Below are 24591 nucleotides of genomic sequence, written 5' to 3' on the forward strand. Positions count from 1 at the left end.
AGTATTTGCTTACTATATAGTAACTTATAGTAAACCAACGCCCTTCGCCATGCTCTCCGACCTGACTTATCTGGACGCCCCGGCGCCGTTATGGCTGGTGGCGGTGTTCCTGGGCACTGTGCTGATGGCCGTGGCGCTACTGCTGCACCTGTGCTACCGCGCCGATATCTGGCTGCTGCCGCCGGCGCTGCTGCTGGCGTGGTGGCTGCTGCTGCAGGGAATCTTGGTGTACATGGGGTTTTACCGGAATCTGTACGCGGTGCCGCCGCGCCTGCTGGTGCTGGGCGTGGGGCCGCCATTGGTGGCCATGGCCGGGCTGCTGCTCACCCGATCCGGCCGAAGCCTGCTCGCCCGCTTCGACCTAGTGGGCCTTACACGCCTGAGCGTGGTGCGGATTCCGGTGGAACTGTGCCTGTATGGGCTGGCGCTGCACCATCTGGTGCCCGACCTGATAACGTTTGCTGACCGCAACCTCGACCTGGCCGCCGGCCTCACGGCGCCGCTTGCCGCCTACTGGTTTCGGGGCCGGCTGATGGGGCCGCGGCTGCTGCTGCTCTGGCACGCGGGCAGCCTAGTGTTGCTGCTGAATGTGGTGGTGTTGGCGGCCGGGAGCATGCCCACGCCCTGGCAGCAGCTGGGATTTTCGCAGCCCAATGTGGCGGTGCTTCACTGGCCGTTTGTGTGGCTACCCACCTTCATTGTGCCGCTGGTGCTGTTTTCGCACGTGGCGGCATTACGGCAGCTGCTGGCCTCGCCACACAAAACTGCCCCGCTACAGCCAAGTAGCAGGGCAGACGAGTGGCATTTGGAGCCGTGGTTTATTGGTCGATCCGGAAGCCGAGGCCGAACTGGATTAGGCCGCTTTCTTCGGGCGAAATCTGGTAGGAAACCGACAGGGTTAGCTGGTCGGTGACGGGGGCCAGGTAGAAGCCGGCGCCGTAGCCGTCGTGCCAGCCTCCGGGCGAGCTGCCTTTGTAGTACACCCGGCCCCGGTCGAAGAACCCGAACGCGCCGTAGGAGAAAGGCAGGAAGTTATTTTTGACCTGGCCCAGAGCCAGCCGAAGCTCGGTGTTGAGGTAGAGGCTGGCGTCGCCGGTGAAGCGGTTGCGTACGTAGCCGCGCAGGTTTTCGCGCTGGCCCAGGTTGGCGAACTTGTAGAACGGAATTTCGTCGTCGGGGCCGTAGGTTTTGGCGCCGCCGCCTTTCAGTACCAGCGTTACGGGAATGAGCAGGCGCGTGGTGCCATAGTACTCGGCAAAGCCCTGCGAGAGGCCAAAGTTGCTTTTGTCGCGGTTGAGCTGGAAGTAGGTGTCGTGCTGGGCGCGCAGGCGCACGCCGCGGCGTGCGAAGCGCGGCCGGTCGCGCAAATCCAGATCAAACAGCGCGTTCAGCGCGGCCAGCCGCTGGAAGCCGGTGTTGGGGCGGATATCCCCGGCGGTGGGGTCCTGCTCCAGGCGGCCCAGGTAGCTGGTGCCGGCAAAGTTGGTGCTGTACTGCTCGTAGCCGCCACCCAGCCGGACGAGGCTGCGCTGGAAGAAAACCCGCTCCGTGAAGAGGCCGGCCGTGTAGCCTTTGTAGCGCGCCTTGTAGAAGTTGTTGTCGTAAAGGCCATCGTCTTTGGTGGTGTTGTTGCCGAGGCCGAAGAAGTTATAGAACTGGAAGAAGTTGCCGTACTCGGTGCGCACGCCAATATCCCAGAGGCCGATGGCGTGGCGGTGGCGCGAAGCCAGGCTCGCCTGGAAATTGCCGTTGGCGGTGCCCTGGATGTCGAAGCTGTAAAGGTTCTTGTAGCCCGGCTTGCGGAAGCCCTGCCGCAGGAAGTCGATGCCCACGCCGGCCCCAAACCCGTCGGAGCTGTTGTAGATGAGCGTGGCGCTGGGCTTGTAGCCGTTGTACTGGAACGACTCCCGCTCGTACAGATTCACGTCGGGCGCGGTGGAAGTGCGGTTGTCGGACTCGGGGCCCAGCTTGAGGTCGGTGTCGGGCACGTCGTAGACTTTGGTGAGGGCGCGCAGGCCACTCACGCGCGAGTCGTCGGCAATCCGGTCTTTGCCGTCGCCGCCGATGATGCGCAGCAGCACGCTGTTTTTGGCCGTGCCCGTCACCGTAAACACGTCCTTGCCATCGAGGCCGTAGAGGCTTACTTCCTGGGTTTCCTTGGGCGAAAAAGTGCGGTCGAACAGCGGCTCACCGTCGGGCGCGTCGCCGTCCTTGCCTTTGTCGAACATGCGCACGCGCATGTTGCCGTCGGTCTGGCGCTCCACCTGGAATACTTCGGCCTTGTTAGAGCCTACCACGTCCACGCGCTTGGCCAGCATCAGGTAGTAGTCGTCGAGCACCTGGGGCAGCTCCTGGATGCGCTGCTTGAGCTTGCGGTTCAGGTCGTTGCCGGAAAGCGGCATCAGCTTCTTCGGCAGCTGGGCCGTGGCTTCGTCAATAGCTGCCGGCGTGATGCGGGCCTGCATATACTGGCCTACCTGCTGCCACTGCTGGCGCGTGAGGCTCTGCAGCAGGAACCGGTCGAGGTCCCGCGCCGGCCAGTTCAGGCTCCTGAGGTCGTGGAATTCGCCCTGGAAATCCTCGATGCTGCCCACGGCCCATTCGCGGTTGGCCAGGTAGGTCAGCAGGCCGTTCCAGAGCGTAAACGACTGGTCCCGGTCGCGCGGAATGGGCTTGTAGACGGTGGTTTTGCCTTGTTTGAAGCCGGCCCACTTCCAGTTGTCTTCGTGCTTGCCGAAGTCGGCCACCAGCATATCGAAGGCACGGGCCTGGGCAAAAGCCTGGGCGTCGATGCGGTTGTCGTGGTCTTTGTAGAGCTGGCGGAAAAAGCTGAACGAGCGGCGCACGTCGTCGGCGCCACCGAAGCCGGGCAGGTTGGGCTTGGGGTCGCCGGGGCGGTCTTCCAGGGTGCCCAGCAGGCCGGCGTACTCCTGGCGGTAGGGCCCCAACTGGTTGTTGTCGGGCAGCACGAACAGCCGCGGCCGGGCGTGCAGAATGTCGGTTTTATCGAGCAGCGAGGTGATGACCAGCGCCGAGTAGGGGTGGGCCGTGGGCGTGATGCCCCGCAGCACGTCGGCCGCCACCGAGTTGCGCAGCTCCGGCGGCAGAATCTTGGTGACATCTTTATCCACGGACCGGAACACGTATTCCGACGAGTCGGCCGCAATCAGCTTGAGCGAGGTAGTCTGGCGGCCGCCGCCGCGCCCGAACACGCGCAGCCCGCCTTTCTCGGAAGCCAGATCGAGGGTGCGGACCTGCACCGGCTGGGTCCAGGACGTGCGGTAGCCTTCGCCCAGGAAAAACTTCGACGCGCCCGAGCCAGCGTACTGCTTGCCGGCCGCCAGCGTCTGGGTGGCCTGAAACGGCGCGTCCGGCTTCACATCGGCCACACCCTTCGGCGCCGACGGGCACTGCGGAATGAAGCTGTTTACGGGTACGTTGGGCAGGCGCGGCTCCTGGCACGCCGACTGAAACAGCACGGCATTGTAGGTTTCACTGACCGCCGCATCCGCCGAGCCGAAAGCGTAGAAATAGGCCTTCACGGTGCCGTCGGCGAAATACTCCAGCTTGGAAAAGCCCTCCTCGGAGCGGTTGAACTGCGCGTTGCCGTCGGCCCCGACGTGCTCTTTCTCGGCGAAGGAGCCTGAAATCAGGTGGTAGTTGTCTTCGAAGCGGGTGAGCTGCAGGCTGTAGTCGTGGGAGGCCGCGTACACGGCGCCGGGGTGGTCCTTGAGCGTGCCCAGCAGCTCCTTGCGGAAGCCCTGGTACTGCGGATTGGCCAGGTCGCGCGGGGTACCCACGTTCTGGCGGTAGGCCGCGTACACCGAGCCCAGCACGGGCGGCAGCAGGTGGCGGCTCAGCGGCTGCTTGCCGCCGTACACGCCGTTGCTGATGACGGGCTGGTGGCCCACCAGCAGCACGTTTTTGCCTTTGGTATCGTCCAGCAGATCCTGCAGCTGCTCCCGAAATTCCTGCTGGGTGAGGGTTTTGCAGTCGGTATCGGGGGCTTCGGGCCGGTCGAATGGATGCGTAAACCAGGGCGAGTTGATGGCCACCATGCGCACATTGGGCGCCACGTCGATGACCTCGGGGCCGGGGCAGCCGCCGGTTGGCGCAAAGGCGTTCTGGCCGGGCAGGCGCTTCTCAATGTAGTCTTCGAGGCGGCGCACCCGCTTCAGGCCGTCGGGGCCGGAGTTGGCCCAGTCCCGGTCGCCGGGCACGAAGTAGATTTTGCCGTTGGGCAAACCCTGCACCAGCGCAATCAGGGCATCAGCGCGGGCGGTTTCGCCGGCCCGGCTGGAGTCAGTTTTGGTGCCGAGGCCATCGTGACCCACAATATCGCCGAGGTGGACTACGGTGAAGGCGCCGCGTTGCTGCTCCAGCGTGCGGCGCAGGGCCTGCAGACGGGCCGTAGGAAGGTCGGCAGTGGCGGTGTTGCCGAGCAGGTAGACTGTGTGGGCAGGGGAGGAGGCAGTCTGGCCCAGCAGGGGCTGCGCCATAGCCAGACCCAGGGAGGCCAGCAGCAGACGACGGTAGAGTGAGTGCATAGAAAAGGAGCTAGATACCCCCATACGGAAAAACCGGGAAGTCGATTTAACCGAAATTTAATTTACTGGCTTTCCGATATGCTTAGGTGGCAGAGGCTCTTCGCAGCGGGGCTATTGCCCGGCCAACGGCCAGTGCTAGCAGGCAGGGCAGGCCCACCCACAGCAGCTCACTTTTCAGCACCCGCGCCGCCCACTCGCCCACAAACTTCTTCACCCCGATGGGTGAAACCTGCAAAGGCCGCCATGGGAAAAAGTAGCGCTGCTGCTCGAACGGGCTGAAAAACGCCACGCCCTCGCCGCCAGTGGTCAGGGCATCGAGGACGCCATGCGAAGCCGTGGCCAGAAACAGCAACAGCCACAGCCGCCCGGCCGGCGGCGTGCCGGGCGCGCGTCGGGCCCACGCCAGCCCAGTCAGCGCTGAGGCTACCACGGCCGCGGCCAAGATGGAGTGCGTAAGCCCGCGGTGCCCCCAAAGGCTGGCGTAGGGAACATGAAACTTGAAGCCGATAACGTCGGCATCGGGCAGGAAAGCGCAGGCGGCGGCCAGCAGCCAGTAGCGCCAATGCCGCCGCTCCGGCAGCAGCAGCTTGCCCAGCGTGGCGCCCAACGCGCAATGCCCGAAAATGGAAGCCATTGGTGAGAGTGAGAGAAGTGTAAACGGGCGCAGTAGCGCGAACTTTGTAGTTCGCGTCCCCACGCCGCTGAAACGGAATTGTCTGAACGGCGCGGGGGCGCGAACTGCAAAGTTCGCGCTACTACTTGCCCAGCAGCTCGGCGGCCAGCCGGGGTACGCCGGTGCTGGCCGGCTCCATGATGAAATGCAGGTTGCGCCGCGCCGAAACCGGGGGGCGGCTGGGGTCGATGAAGTACACCGGGCAGTTGGCCGGGGCGTAACCGACCAGTCCGGCCGCCGGATATACCTGCAGTGAAGTACCTACTACCAGGAAAATATCGGCCGTGGCGGTTTCCTCCATGGCCTGCTCCATCAGCGGCACGGCCTCGCCAAACCACACAATGTTGGGCCGCAACTGGTGGCCCTTGGCGCACCGCTCGCCCAGCTCAATCCGGTCAGTATCCATCGGGTACACCAAGTGCTCGAAGCGAGAGCTACGCGCCTCCAGCAGCTTGCCGTGCAGATGGATAATGTGGCTGGAGCCGGCCCGCTCGTGCAGGTCGTCGACGTTCTGGGTGACGACCACCACCTCAAACTCCCGCTCCAGCGCAGCCAGCGCCAGGTGGCCCGCATTGGGCTGGGCGGCCCGGGCGGCGGCCCGGCGCTGGTTATAGAACTCCAGCACCAGCTCCGGGTTGGCGGCCCAGCCTTCCGGCGTGGCCACGTCCTCAATGCGGTGGCCTTCCCACAGCCCATCGGAGCCGCGGAAGGTAGCCAGGCCGCTTTCCGCGCTAATGCCCGCGCCGGTCAGGGCAACAATCTTCTTCTTTTTCATAGTATAAATGTAGCACAGGCTTCAGCCTGTGCCGTGACAGAAGCTGCAAGGCTTTGAAGCTGGAAGGGTTCTGAGCTGCAAGCTATAAGCCTCAAGCTGCAAGAGGCAAGCTACAGCTCATAGCACACAGGATATAACCATATCGATACAGCTTGCAGCTCACGGCTAGCTTGCGGCTCAAAGCTTACAGCCCCAAACTTGCCGCTTCAAACTCACTTTAGAACCGCTTCAGCTCCTCGCGCCGAAACGTCCATTCCGGGGTGCTGAACCGGGCCTGGCTGGGGTCGACGGCAAACCAGGCGCCCAGCGCCGGGTCGCCCCAGGCGTTGCGCAGCACGTGAATCTGCTGGGCCGGCATGTAGCTCTGGGCCAGCAGCACGTAGCGGCGGCTGCTACCGGCCTGCTCGGCCACGTCCAGCACCAGCACGGCGTGGCCCGGCGAGCCGCCCCGGATGAGCACGTCGCCGGGCTGCACCGCGGCCAGCGGCACGGGCTTCAGCTCCCGGTCCAGCGAGAGGGTGCCGGCGTAGGTGAAAATCTGGTCGAGGTAGCGGCGGAAGGTGGCGTGGGTGGGCGCTTCCACGGGCCGGGAGGCCGGCAGCACGTCGTTTCCGCTTACCCGGAAGCCCTTGCCGCCGTACCAATCGGCAAACCGGATATCGTGGCCACTGGTGAGGTGGAAGTGCACCTGGGCCGGGTTCTGCGCAAAGAGGTACTCGCCCCGCAGCCGGATAAGGGCATCGGCGCACTGCTGCAAATCCTGCGTGCCCACGTCAATGTTGACCACGGCGGCGTGCACGTCCTGCGGGTCTTTCAGCTGGCCGTTGTAGAGCTTCACGGGCGTGCCGGCGGGCAGAAGCGGCAGGCCACGCAGCCACTGCCCGAACGAGCCCGGCGCCACCGCCACCCGCACGCAGCCACGCGGCGGCGCAAACCGGCTGGCCACGCTCCGGCGGGCATCATAGGCGCCGGCCGGCAGCCACGCATAGGGGCTGGCCGCCGACGGCGCGGCAACGGTAGAAGTCGGTGGGGGAGTGGGTGGGTTGTCAGGATAGAGAGCCGCGCCTATGGAAGCGGCATAGCTGAGCAGCAGAACTGAAAAGGGGAGAGGCAGCATGTCAGGCAACAAATAACACCAGATAGAATAGCCGCATAACGATATAAGCCGAGCGGTATTTCAAGCCCAACAATACAAAAAAAAATCCCCGGCCAGGAAGGGCCGGGGATTTTAATAAACAGCAGCTGATTGGGCTACTTGGCTTTGGCAGCCGGTTTTTTGGCGGTAGTACCAGCAGCCTTTTTCGCGGCGGGCTTTTTGGCTGCCGGCTTCTTGGCGGCGGGTTTTTTCGCGGGCTTGTCGGCGGCGTCGGCCTTGTCGGCGGCGGGGGCCTTCTTGGCGAAGCGGCCACCCTTGGCGGGCTTGTCGGGCGTCAGCTCGCCCAACTCCAGGCAGCGCTCCAGCGTAAGGTCGGCCGGCTCTTCGCCTTTCGGAATCTTCACGTTTTTCTTGCCCACCACGATGTACGGCCCGAAACGACCGTTCAGCACCTGCACGTCGTCGCGGCCCTCGAAGGTCTTGATGAGGCGCTCGGCGTCGGTCTTACGCTTGTTCTCAATCAGCTCAATGGCCTCGGGCGCCGTGATGGTGTGCGGGTCCTGCTCCTTGGTGAGCGAGTAGAACTTGCTGTCGTGGCGGATGTAGGGGCCGAAACGGCCCAGGGCGGCCGTCATGGATTTCTCCTCAAACTCGCCAACCACGCGGGGCAGCTTGAACAGCTCCAGCGCCTCTTCCAGCGTGATATTCTCAATGAACTGCCCTTTGCGCAGGCTGGCGTATACCGCCTTTTCGTCCTCGGGCGCGCCTTCTTTGGGCTCGATCTGCACGTAGGGACCAAAGCGGCCGAGGCGGGCCGTCAGCTTCTGGCCGGTTTCGGGGTGCAGCCCGATTTCGCGGTTGCTGCCCAGCGTGTTGCGCTCGATGTCCTTGCCGCGCTCCACCGTCTCGTGGAACGTGCCGTAGAAGCCGGCCAGCATGTCGGTCCACTGCTCTTCGCCGTCGGCAATGCGGTCAAACTCGCCTTCCACTTTGGCCGTGAACTGGAAGTCCACAATTACCGGGAAGTGCTCCACCAGGAAGTCGTTCACCACCATGGCGGTGTCGGTGGGGAACATCTTGGCCTTGTCAGCCCCGTAGGTTTCGGTTTTGACTTCGGTTTTCACCTCGCTGCCTTCCAGCGTCAGCACGTGGAACTTGCGCTCCTTGCCTTCGCGGGTGTCTTTTTCCACGTAGCCGCGCTTCTGAATGGTGCTGATGGTAGGCGCGTAGGTGGAAGGTCGGCCGATGCCCATTTCCTCCAGCTTTTTCACCAGCGAGGCTTCCGTGTAGCGGGCAGCCGGGGCGGCGTAGCGCTCCACGCCGCGCAGCTGCAGCAGCGGCATCAGCTGGCCCACGGTCAGGGGCGGCAGGCCGCGCGAAAACGACGATTCCGTGGTGGCTTCGTCCTGCTCTTCCTCGTCCTTGCTTTCGCTGTAGGCTTTCAGGAAACCCTCGAAGGTGATGACCTCCCCCGTAGCCGTGAGCGTAACGCCGGGCTGGGTGCTGATGCCGATGGTGGCCACCGTCCGCTCAATCTGAGCGTCGGCCATCTGCGAGGCCATGGCCCGCTTCCGGATCAGGTCGTAAAGGCGCTGCTCCTGCGAGTCGGAGCCGGCTTTCATCAGCGCGAAGTCGGTGGGGCGGATGGCTTCGTGAGCTTCCTGCGCCGAGGCCGACTTTGTTTTGTACAGACGGGTCTGGGCATATTCGGCCCCGTATGCGCGGCTGATTTCCACCTGCGCGGCCGTCAGGGCGTCCTGCGAGAGGTTCACCGAGTCGGTACGCATGTAGGAGATTTTACCGGCTTCGTAGAGCTTCTGAGCCACGCTCATCGTCTGGGCCACCGAGAAGCCGAGCTTGCGCGAAGCTTCCTGCTGCAGCGTAGACGTGGTGAAGGGCGGCGCGGGGCTGCGCTTGCCGGGCTTTTTCTCTAGGTTCTCGATGCGGTACTCGGCGCCGGCGCAGCGGGCCAGGAAAGCTTCGGCCTCTTCGCGGGTTTTGTAGCGCGTGGGCAGGTCGGCTTCCAGCACAGCACCTTTGCCGGCGTCCAGGCGCGCTGTAATCCGGTACGCCGACGACACTTTGAACTGGTTGATTTCCCGCTCGCGCTCCACCACCAGCCGCACGGCCACGCTCTGCACGCGGCCGGCCGAAAGGCCCGTTTTCACTTTCTTCCAGAGCACCGGGCTCAGCTCGAAGCCCACCAGCCGGTCGAGGACGCGGCGGGCCTGCTGGGCATTCACCAGGTTCAGGTCGATTTCCCGGGGGTTGTCGATGGCGTGCAGGATGGCGTTCTTGGTGATTTCACGGAACACGATGCGGCGCGTCTTGGAGCTGCCGGTCAGGTTCAGGGTTTCGGCCAGGTGCCATGAAATAGCCTCGCCCTCCCGGTCATCGTCACTCGCCAGCCAGACGGTTTCGGCCTCCTTGGCCAGCTTCTTGAGCTGGCTGATAATCTCCCGCTTGTCGGCCGACACCACGTAGGTGGGCTTGAAGTTGTTGGCTACGTCAATGGCATTGTTATCCTTCGGCAGGTCACGGACGTGCCCGAAAGACGATTTGACGACGAAATCCTTGCCCAGATAGCCTTCAATGGTTTTGGCTTTCGCGGGGGATTCGACGATGACTAGATTTTTAACCATGGGGGGAAGGTGGAGACGGAAGGAGGCAAGCTAGCGCGCTTTCCTATAGAAAACGGGGCAGCGGGCAAGAAGTTGAATTTTGCCGCAAAGATGCTGGAATAATCCGGCCCGCCGTTGCTGCCCCGCAGAATGAGGCCCAGCCGGGCGGGCCCGAAGTCGTATGTAGGCAACAGTCAGGATAGCTCAACTGGTTCACCAGAAGTAAGTTCTGAAACAGCAGGAATAGGTGCAGAATCCTTCTGGGCGAAACAGGCGTATTCGCTACCTTTGCCGGCATAGGCAAAAGCAGCAAGGTGTGCATTGCGCCCTGCTTCACCGCCTTCCGCAGCCTCCGATACTCCTTGCTATATGGCATCAGGTAAGACTACTTCTCCCGCCCGCCGTTCTGCCGCCTCCGCCCCGGCCGACAGCACTCCGGCTCCGGCCGTTACCACCGTGGTGCCTGCCAAGCCCGCCAACGGCAAGGCGCCCGCCGTCGGCGACGCCGCGCGCCGCAGCGGAAGTGCCAAAGGGTCCAACCTGCGCGGAACGGCGACCCTGGAAAACACCGATTACGTCAACGAGCAGCTCAACCGGGTGCTCTACGCCCTCGACGCCTTCAAGAAAGGCGACGTTTCGGTGCGCCTGACCAAGCAGAACGACGACATTTTCGCCGAAATAGCCGAGGCCTACAACTCCATGGTGGAGATGATTGGCGGGGTAGGGGGCGAGGTGTCTCGCATCTCGAAGGTGGCTGGGGTGGAAGGCAACCTGAAAGCCCGCGCGTCGGCCGAGAATGCCGCCGGTTTCTGGCGCGACATGATCAACAATATCAACGGCCTCGTCGACAGCATTGCGGTGCCGGTGCTGGAGGTGGGCAAGGTGCTCAAGAACATCAGCAAGGGCAACCTCGACGAAACCTTCCAGATTCCGGTTTCCGGCGACTTCAAGGTGATGGCCGAAACCATCAATAAGACCATCGACAACCTCAACCTGTTTGCCGGCGAAGTAACCCGCGTGGCGCAGGAAGTGGGCACGGAAGGCAAGCTCGGCGGCCAGGCGTCGGTACCCAACGTGGGCGGCATCTGGAAAGACCTGACCGACAACGTAAACTACATGGCCTCCAACCTGACGAGTCAGGTGCGGGACATTGCCAACGTAGCCACCGCCGTAGCAAAGGGCGACCTGACCCAGAAAATCACCGTGGACGTGAAGGGCGAGCTGCTGCAGTTGAAGCAGAACCTGAACCAGATGGTGGACTCGCTCAACCTGTTCGCCGGCGAAGTAACCCGCGTGGCGCAGGAAGTGGGCACCGAGGGCAAGCTCGGCGGCCAGGCGCTGGTGCCCAACGTGAGCGGTGTGTGGAAAGACCTGACCGACAATGTAAACAACATGGCTTCCAACCTGACGCTTCAGGTACGGGACATTGCCAACGTGGCCACGGCCGTAGCCAAAGGCGACTTGTCGCAGAAAATCACCGTGGACGTGAAGGGCGAGCTGCTGCAGTTGAAGCAGAACTTGAACCAAATGGTGGACTCGCTCAACCTGTTTGCCGGCGAAGTAACCCGCGTGGCGCTGGAAGTGGGCACCGAAGGTAAGCTTGGCGGTCAGGCCGACGTGCCGAACGTGGCCGGCGTCTGGAAGGAGCTGACCGACAACGTAAACAACATGGCCTCGAACCTGACGCTGCAGGTACGAGACATTGCCAACGTAGCTACGGCCGTAGCCAAAGGTGACCTGTCGCAGAAAATTACCGTGGACGTGAAAGGGGAGCTGCTGCAATTGAAGCAGAACCTGAACCAGATGGTGGACTCGCTCAACCTGTTTGCCGGCGAAGTAACCCGCGTGGCGCTGGAAGTAGGCACTGAAGGAAAGCTCGGCGGCCAGGCGTCGGTACCGAACGTGGCCGGTGTGTGGAAGGACCTCACCGACAACGTGAACTACATGGCCTCCAACCTGACCTCTCAGGTGCGGGACATTGCCAACGTGGCCACGGCCGTAGCCCGCGGCGACCTGAGCCAGAAAATGACGGTAGATGTGAAAGGAGAAATCCTGGAGCTGAAGAACATCCTCAACCAGATGGTGGACTCACTCAACATCTTCGGCGACGAAGTAACCCGCGTGGCCCGCGAAGTAGGCACCGAGGGCAAGCTCGGCGGCCAAGCCAGCGTGCCGCGCGTGTCGGGTACCTGGAAAGACCTCACCGATAACGTGAACTACATGGCCTCCAACCTGACGAGTCAGGTGCGGGACATTGCCAACGTAGCCAGCGCCGTAGCCAAAGGCGACCTGACCCAGAAGATGACGGTGGATGTGAAAGGCGAGATTCTCGACCTGAAAAACATTCTCAATCAGATGGTGGACTCGCTCAACATCTTCGCCGGCGAAGTAACCCGCGTGGCCCGCGAAGTAGGCACCGAGGGTATCCTGGGCGGCCAGGCCTCCGTGCCGAACGTGAGCGGCACCTGGAAAGACCTGACTGACAACGTAAACACGATGGCCTCCAACCTGACGAGTCAGGTGCGGGACATTGCCAACGTGGCCACGGCCGTAGCCAAAGGAGACCTGAGCCAGAAAGTGACGGTAAACGTGCGCGGCGAGCTGTTGCAGCTGAAGGAAAACCTCAACCAGATGGTGGACTCGCTCAACACCTTCGGCGACGAAGTAACCCGCGTAGCCCGCGAAGTAGGCACCGAGGGCAAGCTCGGCGGCCAAGCCGACGTACCAAACGTGCGCGGTACCTGGAAAGACCTCACCGACAACGTAAACTTCATGGCCGCCTCGCTCACCAGCCAGGTGCGCGACATTGCCAACGTAACCACCGCCGTAGCCCGCGGCGACCTCAGTCAGAAGGTATCGGTAGATGTGAAAGGCGAGCTGCTCGACCTCAAGGACAACATCAACCGGATGGTGGACTCACTCAACATCTTCGCCGGCGAAGTAACCCGCGTGGCGCAGGAAGTGGGCACCGAGGGCAAACTGGGCGGCCAGGCCGACGTGCCGAACGTGAGCGGCGTGTGGAAAGACCTTACCGACAACGTAAACACCATGGCTACCAACCTTACCACGCAGGTGCGGGGTATCGGTAAGGTAGTGACCGGCGTATCGCAGGGCGACCTGACTCAGAAGCTGACGCTGGAAGCCAAAGGCGAAGTGGCCGAGCTGGCCGACACCATCAACCGCATGGTGGACGACCTGAACCGCCTGGCGCTGGAAGTAAGCCGCGTGGCGAAAGTGGCCGGGGTGGAAGGCAAGCTCACCGAACGCGCCACAGTAGGCGGCGTGAGTGGCTCGTGGAAGGAAATCGTGGACACGCTCAACGACCTGCTCGAATCCATTGCCTCGCCGGTACTGGAAGTGAGCCGCGTGGTACGGGCCATCAGCGAAGGCGACCTGACCCAGCAAGTGGAAATCCAGACCGCCGGCGACATCAAGTCGATGGCCGACGCCCTGAACCTGGCCGTGGATAACCTCAACGACCTGCTGGCCGAAATCAACGAGTCGTCGCAGGTGGTAGGAACGTCGTCGGAGGAAATGGCAGCGAAAGGGCAGGAGATGAGCCGGGTGACCGTCGACGTGGCTTTGGCCATGCAGCAGATGGCCGAAGGCGCCCAGAACCAGGCCCTCAAGACCGACCAAGCCTTCAAGCTGATCGAGGAAATCATGCAGGCCACCAAGGAAACTGCCGGCAAAGCCGATGTGGGTATTAAGGCGGCTATTCTGGGTGAGCAGACTTCCCAGCTCGGCCTCAAAACGGTGGCCGAAGTGGTGAAGAACATGGAAGAAATTTCGGCGGCAGCGGCCCAGACGGCCAAAACCATCGAAGTGCTTTCGGCCCGCTCGCAGGATATCAGCAAGTCGCTGGGCGTTATCACCGACATTGCCTCGCAAACCAACCTGCTGGCTCTGAACGCCGCCATCGAGGCGGCCCGAGCCGGGGAAGCGGGCCGCGGCTTTGCGGTAGTAGCCGAAGAAATCCGCAAGCTGGCCGAAGGCTCCCGCCGCTCGGCCTCGGAAATCGGCACGCTCGTAGACGATGTGCGCAAGGATACCACCTCGGCCGCCACGGCTATCAGCACCATGGAAGGCCGGGTACTGAAAGGCAAGAATGCCACCTTCGAGGCCAGCTCGGCCTTTAAGAACATTGCTACCAGCTCCGGCGAAACCTTGCGCACCTCCCGCGACATCCTCACGGCCACCGAAATTCAGAAAACGTCTATCGGCGACGTGGTGAAGTACGTGGAAGAAGTGGTAGCCATTGCCGAGCAGACGGCCTCGGGCACGCAGCAGGTAGCCGGCACGGCCAAGCAGCTCTCCTCGAGCATGCACGAGCTGACCGTTTCCAGCCAGCGCCTCACCGACATTGCCGACGACCTGCAGCTGGGCCTCTCCAACTTCCAGCTGCTGGAAGAAATCGAGCCGGAGCCCGAGCCGGAGCCCATCCGGCACCGTGCCCGCCGCGTGGCGCACCAGCCGGCCTCGGCCACGCCGGAGCGCGACCGGGCCACGGCCCGCCGTGCTGACGCCGCCACCGATGCGGCCCACGCCCAGGTGGTAGCCAACCGCCCGCTCACGACCACGCGCCGCGGCGACGCCCGTGCCACAGCAGCAGCTCCGGCTCCGGTCCGCTCGCAAACCAATGCCGAGCAGACCGAGGCCCAGCGCAGCCGCAAAGCCAGCCGCCGCAAAGCCGACGCCACGCCCGCCGAGCCCGCCCCGAATGGCAAGGCCGGCGCCGAGGCTCCGGCCGCCAAGCCCGCCCGTGCCCGCAGCCGCAAAGAAGCCAAATAGCCACTTGAACTGTTAACTCCCGGAGGGGCTGATTTTCCTGTTGAAAGTCAGTCCCAGCCAGGAACATCTTTGCCATATGGCCGAAGCTGAACAATCCAGCGACAAAAAGACGTCGAAGCCCGACACCATCATCCAGCTTATCGTTTTCCGGCTCGGAAGCGAGGAGTATGGCCTGCGCATCGAGCAGGTGAAGGAAGTGACGCTGACACCCGAAATTGCGCGCATGCCCAAAACGCCGCCGTTCGTGAAAGGCATTGCCAACCTGCGCGGCGACATCATTGCCATCATCGACCTGGAGCAGCGCTTCGGCCTGCGGAGCTTCGAGGAGGAATTGCCGGCGCTGTCGTACACGCTGGCCATTGAAGCTAAGGACTACACCATCGGGATTGTAGTCCGTGAAGTGCCCACGCCACTGTCGATTCCGGCCTCCAGCATCGAAAAAGCGCCTGAGTTCATTCAGGACATCAACATCAACGACAAATACATTGAGGGAATCGTGAAGGTGGATGGCCGCATCATCATCGTACTCGATATGATGAAGCTGCTGACCCCCTCAGAGATTATGCAGCTTCAAACGCGCTAACATCTTTGCCGGCGCTTCGCCGTACAAAGCTCGGCTTTCCCCTTTTGGCCCTCATTCTTCCCGTTTTTTGAATTGCTTCTTATGAAAAACCGCATTCTCATCGTCGACGACTCTTTCTACATGCGCACGATGCTCAAGAACATGCTCACCGATGCCGGCTACGAGGTAGTAGGAGAAGCCGCCAACGGCCAGCAGGCGCTTGAAATGGCGGCCGCCACCAAACCCGACCTGATTACCCTGGACGTGATTCTGCCCGACAACACCGGACTGGACGTGCTCAAAGGCATCCGCCTCAACGACCCGGACGTGAAAGTGGTGATGTGTAGCGCCGTAGGGCAGGAGGTTATCGTGACCGAAGCGCTGGAAAGCGGGGCATCGGCCTATATCGTGAAGCCTTTCTCTGAGGAGAAGGTGCTGGAAATCGTCAGCACTGCCCTGCAGCCTGCCGAATAGCCTGAATACCGCATTGCCTTTTCTGGTGGGTAGCCGGTAGCGCCAACCGTTGCCGGCCGCCTGCCTGCTTAGTTTCTTATCCGTGTCCGACCGTTCCCTTTCTTTTACCATTCTGCTGGGTAACCTGCCCACTGCTCTGCGGCTACGGCTGCTGCGCCTGTTTCAGGGCCAGCCAGACTGGCAGGTGGTGGGCGGCGCAGATGCGGGGACGGATCTGCCGGCGGCGGCCCGTCGGCTCCGGCCCAGCCTGATCATCGTGGGGCAAAACCAGCTGCGCGATATCGAGCAGTTGCGCCGGTCGGCCACTATCCCCGTGCTGCTTTTCGCAGAGGCGCCGCCGCTGCCGGGAATGCTGCGCGAGGTAGCAGCCTGGGGCGTTTATGGTTACTTTCAGCCCGACTCTGGGCAGCCGCTCTGGGCGGCCGAACTGCTGCGTCAGGTGCGGCAGGCCATGCCGGCGCCCGTGCGCCCGTTGGCACAGCCTACGGCAGCCACAGCCGTCCCCGGCATTGCTACCGGCTTGGTGATAGTGGGCGGCTCTACGGGCGGCACGCTGGCGGTCGAGCAACTGGTGCGGGCCCTGCCCACCACGCTGTCCTGTGCGGTGCTGGTGGCCGTGCATCTGCCGGCCTCTTTTCTATCGTCGTTCGTCGACCGGTTGCGGCGGGCTACGGCCCTGCCCGTAGTGGCGGGAGGCGCGGGGGTAGTGCTGCAGCCCGGGCAGATTGTGGTGGCGCCCGGTGGCCGCAACTCCCTGGTTACGGCCGCTGCCAACAGCCCGTGGCAGGCCTGGCAGACGGAATTCACCGCCGAGCTCAGCCCATCCGGCGACGAACCGTCTCTGGACGTGCTGATGCGCTCGGCCGCCCGCACGGTGGGCCGCAACGTGCTGGGGGTGGTCTTGACCGGCCTGGGACGCGACGGTACGCTGGGGGCTCAGGCCATCCGGCAGCACGGTGGCACGGTGCTGGTGCAGGATGAAGCTTCCTCGGCCGTGTTTTCCATGCCCAAATCAGTAATTCAGGCGGGGTGGGCTAATGCTGTGCTGCCCCTCCACGAGCTACCCAAGGCCATTGGCCGGCACGTTGCCCTGTTCCAGCAGGCTTCCGCGCAGGCGCGGCTGCCCCATCTTATTCCTGCCCGCGCTTTTTAACCTATGAAATCACGCGAGCAGGAATATCGGGAAATCTACATGGCCGAGGCGCTGGAAGCCTACGACGGCATGAGCCGGCACATCAGTGAGCTGGAGCGCAACCCGCAGGACCAGCAGGCCCTGAACGAGCTGTTCCGGCTCATGCACAACCTCAAGTCTAACTCGCGGGCTATGGGGTTTGTGCAGATCGGGGAGGTGGCCCACAACATGGAAACCATCTTCGGCCTGATTCGCAGCAAGGACCGGGAGTTCAGCGGCAGCCTGGCCAAGGTGCTGTTCATGGGCGTTGACGTGCTGAGCGCCATGATCCGGGCCGTGGAAGACGAGTCGACCATGCCCGACAGCGCGCCGCTGCTGGCCAACCTGGAGCGGCTAGTGAACGGAGAGGAGCCGATTCTGGAAGAAGAAGAGAAGGACGACGAGGACGCCAACCGCAAGCTGGAGCTCTCCGACCTGGTCTACATCCAGATCAAAAAGCTCGACCACCTGCTGAATCTGGTAGGAGAGCTGATAATCGACCGGGACCGAATTCTGACTCTGAGCCAGGAAATCGGGCATCCGGCGCTGCAGGCCACGGCGGCGCACCTGTTCCGCATCACCGACGAGCTGCAGTATTCCGTGATGGATGCCCGCTTGGTGAACGTGGGCTCGCTGCTGAACAAGTTTCCGCGGGTGGTGCGCGACGTAGCCACGGCCGAGAAAAAGCAGGTGGAGCTCACGCTGCTGGGCCAGGACATTCAGATTGACCGCAACATCCTGCAGATCATCACTGATGCCCTGCTGCACCTAGTGCGCAACGCCATTGGCCACGGCCTGGAAACCCCCGCCGACCGGGAGAAGGCCGGCAAGCCCGCCCAAGGCAACCTGGTGCTTTCGGCCCAAACAGAACGCGACGACGTGCTGATTCGGGTGGCCGACGACGGCCGCGGTATCGACGTGGAAAATGTGCGCCGCAAGGCCATAGAGCGCGGCCTAGTGAGCAAAGAAGCAGCCCGCCACCTCGACGATGCCGCCGTGCGGGCCTTCCTGTTCGAGCCGGGCTTTTCGATGGCCAAAGAGGTAACGGAAATTTCCGGCCGGGGCGTGGGCCTCGACGTGGTAAAGCTCGCCATTGACTCGCTGGGCGGGCAGCTGCGCGTGGATTCCGTGCTGGGCAAGGGCACCACGTTTACGCTCGTGCTGCCTACGTCCATTGCCGTGAAAGGCGCGCTGCTCTTCGAGCTGGATGGCCGCAATTACGCCATTCCACTCATGCACACCGATTCCGTGGTGTCGCTGATGCCGGACGTGCTGCACGTGGTGGGCGGCGTGCTGATGGCCGAGGTGCAGGGCGAAAACGTGCCAGTGGTAAGTTTGCGCCGTCTGCTGCATAATGGCGACGGCCCGCTGCCGCCCGCCAACCGCACCGAGCTCGAAGGCCGCCAGGACATCATCATCATTGCCTACAACAACCGCAAGCTGGGCCTGATCGTTGACCGGTTTCTGCGTCAGCAGAACATCGTCATCAAGCCCATGAGCAAACCCTTGGATACCATTGAATTGTTTGGCGGCGTCACCCTGCTTGGAAGCGGGCAGGTGTGTCTGGTGCTGGACGTTCCGGCTTTAACTCGTCTGTTTATAGCCCGACGAGTCTGAAAATACGTAATGCTGACTCCGAAGCAGCCGCTCCGCGGTAAACTTTGGCCAACTGATTGAACCATATGGACTTGCACATGACAGAGATGGAGCGCGACGTCGTCCGTGAGATTCTGAACATAGGACTGGCTCGCGCCGCCGACTCCTTCGCCGTAATTGCGCAGGAGCGGGTGCTGCTGGAAGTTCCCAGCCTCGACCTGATGCCCGGCAAGGGCATGCTGGAGATGGTGCGGGAGATTCAGAAAACCAACGTGCCGATTCTGTCCGACATCCGCGGGGACTTCAACGGCACCACGCTCATGTTTTTCTCGGGGCAGCATGTGCAGCGCCTCTCCAAGGTTTGTCTGCGGATGAATACCTCCGCCTCCATCCAAATCGATGAGATGCAGGAGTCGCTGCTGCTGGAAATCAGCAACATTATCACTGGCGCCCTGGTCACGCAACTGGCCAATATTCTTAAGGCCAACATCTACGGCGCTCCGCCGTCAGCGCCGCGCGGCGACCTGGCCGACAGCCTGCAGAACCTGCTGGAAACCCAGCCGCCGGTGCAGCCCATGATTTTTTCGGTTATCACCCAGTTTTCCGACGCCGAATATTCGGTAGAACTGCCGCTGATGCTGTTTTTCGACCGGGCTACCTTTGTCAAGATCCTGGAAATCATCCGCACCTACGACTTTCTGGGCGGCACGCCGGCTTAGCTGACGACTCTCTTAAGACTTTGTAACCACTCTGTAGGGCGCTGTGCGGCGGCTCTTACGGAGTGGTTATTTATTTTTGCCCATCTTTTTCCTGTTTCCCCGATAGTATGGCCCAGCCGACTCCAACCAGTCTAGAGAAAAAACTTGCCGCCTTCGACCCTAACGCCCTCGGCGACGCGCAGGGCGGGGTGTATGGCCTGCCCTTCACCGTAGATGAAGCCCAGGTGGTGATAGTGCCTGTGCCGTGGGAAGTAACCGTTTCGTACCGGGCCGGCACCGCCGAAGGCCCCGCCGCCATCCGCGACGCTTCGCTGCAGGTGGACCTCTACGACCCGGACCTGCCCGAAGCCTGGCGCATGGGTTTGGCCATGGAAGACGACGACGAGAAAGTGGCAGCCGAAAGCCAGGAGCTGCGCCCCCGCGCCGAAGCATACATCGGCTGGCTGGAAGAAGGCGAGCCCGAGGCCGACCACGCCAAGTATTCGACAGCCCCGGCCCACATCAACCAGCGTGGCGAGGCGCTGCTGCAGTATCTCAAGCAGAAAACCGGCGCCTACCTCGACGCCGGCAAAGGCGTAGTGCTTCTCGGCGGCGACCATAGCACGCCGCTGGGCTATATGCACGCGTTGGCCGAGCGCCACGAGGAGTTTGGCATTCTGCAGATTGACGCGCACTGCGACCTGCGCCCCGCCTACGAGGGGTTTGAGTTTTCGCACGCTTCCATCATGTACAATGCCCTGAAGCTGCCGCAGGTGAAGAAGCTGGTGCAGGTAGGCATTCGCGACCTGTGCCAGCAGGAAGCCGAGATGGTGGAGCAGAGCAAGGGCCGCATCACCATGTTCCACAACCGGTTTCTGAGCGACGAGCGGTTCGCCAAGAAGTCGTGGAAGAAGGTGTGCGGCAAGATTATCGCGCAGCTGCCCCAGAAAGTGTACCTGAGCTTCGACATCGACGGCCTCGACCCCAAGCTGTGCCCCGGCACCGGCACGCCCGTGCCCGGCGGCCTGGAGTTTGAGGAGGCCCTGTACCTGATTCGGGCGGTGGTGCGCTCGGGCCGTACCATCATCGGCTGCGACCTGAACGAAGTGGGCCCCGGCGACACCGAGTGGAACGCCATTGTAGGTGCCCGTCTGCTCTACAGCATGGCCAACTGGATGGGCGTGTCGCAGGGCCGCCTGCAGGACCGGGGCGCCGATAAGTAGCCGCGGCGCCGGCCGGAGCGTGGGATAGAAGGGAAGTATAGCCCTGGTCTTATCCTTTTTGACGAGGGTACGTACACCGACCAGATTTTCTCTCCTTCACTTCCCTAACTCCACACTTTTCCATGGTAGGTTTCATTCTCAAATTCCTGCTCACGGCCGTTATCACGTACGTGCTGGCCAACTTCCTGCCCGGCGCCCACATTGCCGGCTTCGGCGACGCCATTTTGCTGGTGATTGTGCTGGCCGTGCTCAACGCCGTGCTCAAGCCCATTCTCAAGCTGCTCGGCTTCCCGATTACGGTGCTCACGCTGGGCCTGTTCCTGCTGGTTATCAACGCGGCTATCGTCATGATTGCCGACGCCATGCTTTCGGGCTTCTCGGTGGACAATTTCCTGTACGCGCTACTCTTTAGCGTGGTGCTGTCCGTCGTGACGTCCATCGTGGACATGGTGGTAGACTAACGTCCGGCGCCTGTTAGCGTAGACAACCCCGGCTGCCTGTGCAGCCGGGGTTTTTTATGCCTCACCCTCATGCATAACCTTGATTGGTATGACCACTACCTTACCTACCGACGTGCGCCGGACGCTGGCGGCAGAAACTGCGCCGGCCGCTGCCCTCACGCAGGTGCTGGAGCTAGTCGGGCAGGCGCTGGCCGCCGACCGCTGCTTTCTGTACGTGCGCGACCCGGCAGCGGGCCGCGGCCGTATTGCGCTCTGCTGGCGCCGCCACACCGACATCCCGAACCCCATCCACGACTGGCAGGACGATACCACCGCCCTGCCGCAGGAAGACCCGCTGTTTCGGGCGGCGCTGGCGGCCAAGCCCTCCGTGTTTGTGGAAGACGTGGAAACCGCGCCACCCACGGTACTCAACCGCGCCTTCGAGCACAAAACCTTCGGCCACCGGGCCCTCATTCACGCCCACATCACCGAGCACGGCCAGCTGTGGGGCATCCTGCAGCCCTGCCTGTTTGGGCAGCCCCGCGCCTGGACCGCCGATGAGCGTGCTGCCATTGAAAGCATCCTGCCGCTGCTGGTGGCGCCCATCAAGGCCTATATGCAGACCGTGACGACGATCTGAGGCCCGCCGCCGAGCAGCCCAACGGTCAGGCTGCCCGGCGACGGCGCCGCCACCAGAAGCGCAGCATTGCCACGGCCAGCCCCAGCAGCGCAACCAGCGGCCAGTTGGCTACCACGCCCAGCACTAGGTTGGTGAGCAGCTGCCAGCCGCTGTAGAAGGATTCCAGCAGCCGGCTGCCAAACGACAGCACTGGCTGGTCGGGGGTGGGGCGCGCCAGTTCCTGGTAGTAGTTCAGCGTGATGGTGGAGTAGGCCACCTCGTTGTCGAGGGTGCGCAGGCGGCTTTCGGTGGCCTCAATGTCCTCCCTGATTTCGCCCATGTTCTCCTCTATCTCCAGAATGTCCGCCACTTTGCGCGCTTGGCCCAGCAGGGCTAGGTAGCGTTGCTCGAGTGCCCGCTTGGAGCGCAGCCGCGCCGATATGTCGGCGTGCTGGGTGGTTACGTCGTCGGTGCTGAGCTCTTTGTGGCGGAGGGTGCCCAGGCGGTTGAGGCCGCCGAGCAGGGCCTCGAAGCGGGCCGGCGCTACCCGGAGCTTCACGTGGTGCCGCCACTGTTCGTCTTCGCGGGTTTCCGATATTTCCTCCGCGTAGGCCCCAAATGCGCGGATGAGGCTGTCCACCTGCTGGTTGGCTGCTGGCAGGTCGGCTACTTTGATCTGGACTTCAGCATGGTATACCAGTTTGCGGGTGGCCGCCGGCTTGGCCTCATTGGTAGCAGGTGCGCCCAGGCCGGGCGGTGGTGGAACGGGTGCTTCGGGCGCTATTGCCAGCTTATCCACCGACTCCTCGTACTCAGCAGAGGAAGGAGACATCATCACGGCGGGCCGCGCTTCGCCGGCGGCTTCCACTTCTCCGGCCGGTTCGGCGGGGTGGTCGGCGCAAGACGTTGCAAGCAATACAAACAGCAGCTGGGCAAGTGGCCTGATACGCATAGCACGGAATGGAATAAATGAAACAATCAACCTGCCCGCTGCCACTCCCAACCATTCATCCGGCAAACGCTGCCGCCAACTGAAACAGTATAGCCGCTTTCAAATACAGCTGAGCCAGCCAGCTGAAACGCGAAATGCCCGGCTGCCAAAGCGGCAACCGGGCATTTGTGTGTAGGAAAATCAAACAGCCTACAGGCGGCGAATCTTGGCGCCGAGGGCGGTGAGGCGCTGGTCGATGTACTGGTAGCCGCGGTCAATCTGCTCCACGTTCTCAATCACGCTGCGGCCTTCGGCAGAGAGGGCCGCAATCAGCAAAGCCACGCCGGCCCGGATGTCGGGGGAGGTCATGCTGATGCCGCGCAGTTTCTGGCGCTGGTCGAGGCCGATGACGGTGGCGCGGTGCGGGTCGCAGAGAATCACCTGCGCGCCCATGTCGATGAGCTTGTCAACGAAGAACAGGCGCGACTCGAACATCTTCTGGTGAATAAGCACCGTGCCTTTGGCCTGGGTGGCCACCACCAGCACAATGCTGAGCAGGTCGGGCGTGAAGCCGGGCCAGGTGTGGTCGGAAACCGTCAGGATGGAGCCGTCGAGGTAGGTGGCAATTTCGTAGTGGTCCTGGGCCGGAATGTGGATGTCGTCGCCGCGGAACTCCAGCTTGATGCCCAGCTTGCGGAACGTGTCGGGGATGATGCCCAGCTCCGGAATCTGGCAGTCCTTGATGGTGATTTCCGAGCCCGTCATGGCCGCCAGACCAATGAAGGAGCCGATTTCAATCATGTCGGGCAGCATGCGGTGCTCGGTGCCGCCGAGGCTTTGCACGCCCTCAATGGTGAGCAGGTTGGAGCCGATGCCGTTGATTTTCGCGCCCATGCGCACCAGCATCTTGCACAGCTGCTGCAGATACGGCTCGCAGGCGGCGTTGTAGATGGTGGTAGTGCCCTGGGCCAGCGCGGCGGCCATCAGAATATTGGCGGTGCCCGTTACGGAAGCCTCGTCCAGCATCATGTAGGCGCCGGTCAGGCCGTTTTCGGCCTTGATGCGGTAGAAGTCGGTGCCTTCCAGCGTGAGCTTGCCGCCGAGCTTCTCCAGGCCCAAAAAGTGTGTATCCATCGGCCGCCGGCCGATTTTGTCGCCGCCGGGCTTGGGCAGCTGGCACTTGCCGAAGCGGGCCAGCATCGGGCCCAGAATCATCACCGAGCCGCGCAGCGCGCCAGCCTGAGCAATGAACTCGGGCGTATCGAGGTAGTCGAGGTTGACGGCGTCGGCCTGAAACCGGTAGGTGTCGGAGGCCAGCTTGCCCACCTTCACGCCCATGTCGCGCAGCAGCTCAATCAGCTTGTTAACGTCGCGGATGTCGGGGATGTTGGAAATCGTGACGGGCTCTGGCGTGAGCAGCACGGCGCAGAGGATTTGCAGGGCCTCGTTTTTTGCGCCCTGCGGCACGATTTCACCCTTCAGCGGATGCCCGCCAATTACTTCAAATGAAGCCATGTGTTATTGAGCTACCAGCCGTAAGCTACAGGCGGCAAGCTGATTGAAATGGTTGGAATAAAGAGAAGCAAGCGGGTAGCTTGCGGCAGAGGTGTGCTTACTGCGGAGGCTGCTGTGGTTCCTGGCGGCCCTTTTTGCCGCCCCGGCGCTGCTTGTCGCGGCGGTTGCCGTTGCCACCACCGTTGCCGCTGCGGCGACCTTCGCGCTCCTGGCGCGGCTGGGGCACAATGAACGGAGCCGGACGACCACCGGCAACGGCCGGAGCGGCGGCCATTTCAAACAGGCTCTGTGCTTCCACGGTGGCCGGGTCCAGGGTGAGCTGGCCGCCGGACAAGTCCTTCAGGTGCTTCAGGATCGTGACGTCCTTGGCGTTTTCCTTGTTGTGCGAGCGGTACAGGAACTTCATCGTGCGGCCGATGGTGATGGTGGCCTGCTCGCGTTCCGTGGGGTCTTCCAGCGTGAGGGCTTTCTCCACCATCAGCTCCACACCGCGGCCGTAGGCGCGCAGCTTGAGGTTTTTCTCGGGGTAGGCGAGGGGCTTGGGCTGCTGATGCAGCTCTTTCAGGCCTTTCAGTTGGAAGGGCGCGTCAATATCCAGGTCTTCATCGGCCATCTCGTAGAGGTGGTTCCAGACTTTCTCCTGGGAGTTGGGCTGGTCGCGCAGGCTGGGCTGCAGCCGGAAAATCAGCTGCACGATCTGCGTGGCGCGGCGCGTGCGCTCGGCCTTGTCTTCCACTTCGCGCAGGCCCTGAATGAGCTGAAAAGTGGTTTGGCCGTACTCGCGCTGGAGCAGCTCGTGTTTATGTAAGATGGGAAGGGGCATTCTAAGAAAATAAGCGCCGGCGCAGGCCAGCGGCAG

Annotated in this window: 18 protein-coding genes; 10 read left to right on the forward strand and 8 right to left on the reverse strand. The window is 62.7% G+C overall.

Features of this window, described 5'->3' with window-relative positions; translation table 11 throughout:
- Nucleotides 1-49 precede the first annotated feature (49 nt).
- Nucleotides 50-913, forward strand: a complete 864-nt coding sequence (locus O9Z63_RS05580) for a hypothetical protein (protein ID WP_270128337.1) — start codon at nt 50-52, stop codon at nt 911-913.
- On the opposite strand, the gene O9Z63_RS05585 is transcribed toward O9Z63_RS05580, so the two are convergent.
- The 5 genes from O9Z63_RS05585 to topA all read right to left on the reverse strand — a co-directional run bounded on the left by O9Z63_RS05585 (nt 819) and on the right by topA (nt 9733).
- Nucleotides 819-4547 (reverse strand): BamA/TamA family outer membrane protein, encoded by a 3729-nt coding sequence (locus O9Z63_RS05585; protein WP_270128338.1) that lies wholly within the window; start codon nt 4545-4547, stop codon nt 819-821. The genes O9Z63_RS05580 and O9Z63_RS05585 overlap by 95 nt on opposite strands.
- A gap of 82 nt (nt 4548-4629) precedes the next feature.
- Complete coding sequence (locus O9Z63_RS05590; protein WP_270128339.1) at nt 4630-5181, reverse strand: metal-dependent hydrolase; 552 nt, start codon at nt 5179-5181, stop codon at nt 4630-4632.
- Nucleotides 5182-5302: 121 nt separating this feature from the next.
- Nucleotides 5303-5995: an SIR2 family NAD-dependent protein deacylase gene (locus tag O9Z63_RS05595; RefSeq protein ID WP_270128340.1), complete on the reverse strand. Its 693-nt coding sequence runs from the start codon at nt 5993-5995 to the stop codon at nt 5303-5305.
- Between the two features lie 217 nt (nt 5996-6212).
- Nucleotides 6213-7112: a DUF4846 domain-containing protein gene (locus tag O9Z63_RS05600; protein WP_270128341.1), complete on the reverse strand. Its 900-nt coding sequence runs from the start codon at nt 7110-7112 to the stop codon at nt 6213-6215.
- Between the two features lie 134 nt (nt 7113-7246).
- Nucleotides 7247-9733, reverse strand: a complete 2487-nt coding sequence (gene topA / locus O9Z63_RS05605; RefSeq protein ID WP_044017930.1) for a type I DNA topoisomerase — start codon at nt 9731-9733, stop codon at nt 7247-7249.
- 348 nt (nt 9734-10081) lie between these two features.
- Between topA and O9Z63_RS05610 the strand changes: the two genes are divergently transcribed.
- The 9 genes from O9Z63_RS05610 (at nt 10082) to O9Z63_RS05650 (ending at nt 21307) form a co-directional block, all read left to right on the forward strand.
- Nucleotides 10082-14503, forward strand: coding sequence for a methyl-accepting chemotaxis protein (locus O9Z63_RS05610; RefSeq protein ID WP_270128342.1), 4422 nt, complete (start codon nt 10082-10084; stop codon nt 14501-14503).
- A 76-nt stretch (nt 14504-14579) separates the two neighbouring features.
- On the forward strand, nt 14580-15086 hold the full coding sequence (locus O9Z63_RS05615) for a chemotaxis protein CheW (protein WP_270128343.1): 507 nt from the start codon (nt 14580-14582) through the stop codon (nt 15084-15086).
- A gap of 81 nt (nt 15087-15167) precedes the next feature.
- A complete protein-coding gene (locus O9Z63_RS05620) occupies nt 15168-15539 on the forward strand; it encodes a response regulator (RefSeq protein ID WP_044017929.1) in 372 nt (123 codons plus the stop codon).
- A gap of 82 nt (nt 15540-15621) precedes the next feature.
- On the forward strand, nt 15622-16692 hold the full coding sequence (locus O9Z63_RS05625) for a chemotaxis protein CheB (RefSeq protein WP_270128344.1): 1071 nt from the start codon (nt 15622-15624) through the stop codon (nt 16690-16692).
- A gap of 3 nt (nt 16693-16695) precedes the next feature.
- Nucleotides 16696-18327: a chemotaxis protein CheA gene (locus O9Z63_RS05630; protein ID WP_270128345.1), complete on the forward strand. Its 1632-nt coding sequence runs from the start codon at nt 16696-16698 to the stop codon at nt 18325-18327.
- A 65-nt stretch (nt 18328-18392) separates the two neighbouring features.
- Entirely contained in the window at nt 18393-19025 is a 633-nt protein-coding gene (locus O9Z63_RS05635; RefSeq protein WP_270128346.1) for a chemotaxis protein CheC, read from the forward strand.
- Between the two features lie 107 nt (nt 19026-19132).
- Nucleotides 19133-20227: an agmatinase family protein gene (locus O9Z63_RS05640; RefSeq protein WP_270128348.1), complete on the forward strand. Its 1095-nt coding sequence runs from the start codon at nt 19133-19135 to the stop codon at nt 20225-20227.
- A 122-nt stretch (nt 20228-20349) separates the two neighbouring features.
- Nucleotides 20350-20688, forward strand: coding sequence for a phage holin family protein (locus O9Z63_RS05645; protein ID WP_044017925.1), 339 nt, complete (start codon nt 20350-20352; stop codon nt 20686-20688).
- 88 nt (nt 20689-20776) lie between these two features.
- Nucleotides 20777-21307, forward strand: a complete 531-nt coding sequence (locus tag O9Z63_RS05650; RefSeq protein WP_270128349.1) for a GAF domain-containing protein — start codon at nt 20777-20779, stop codon at nt 21305-21307.
- A gap of 25 nt (nt 21308-21332) precedes the next feature.
- On the opposite strand, the gene O9Z63_RS05655 is transcribed toward O9Z63_RS05650, so the two are convergent.
- The 3 genes from O9Z63_RS05655 to O9Z63_RS05665 form a co-directional block, all read right to left on the reverse strand.
- Nucleotides 21333-22202: a DUF4349 domain-containing protein gene (locus O9Z63_RS05655; RefSeq protein ID WP_270128350.1), complete on the reverse strand. Its 870-nt coding sequence runs from the start codon at nt 22200-22202 to the stop codon at nt 21333-21335.
- A gap of 225 nt (nt 22203-22427) precedes the next feature.
- Nucleotides 22428-23732: a UDP-N-acetylglucosamine 1-carboxyvinyltransferase gene (gene murA / locus O9Z63_RS05660; protein ID WP_044017922.1), complete on the reverse strand. Its 1305-nt coding sequence runs from the start codon at nt 23730-23732 to the stop codon at nt 22428-22430.
- A 97-nt stretch (nt 23733-23829) separates the two neighbouring features.
- Nucleotides 23830-24555, reverse strand: coding sequence for a DUF4290 domain-containing protein (locus O9Z63_RS05665; RefSeq protein ID WP_270128351.1), 726 nt, complete (start codon nt 24553-24555; stop codon nt 23830-23832).
- Nucleotides 24556-24591: the final 36 nt, after the last annotated feature.

Origin of the sequence: Hymenobacter yonginensis, from assembly GCF_027625995.1 — a bacterium.
Taxonomy (GTDB): domain Bacteria; phylum Bacteroidota; class Bacteroidia; order Cytophagales; family Hymenobacteraceae; genus Hymenobacter; species Hymenobacter yonginensis.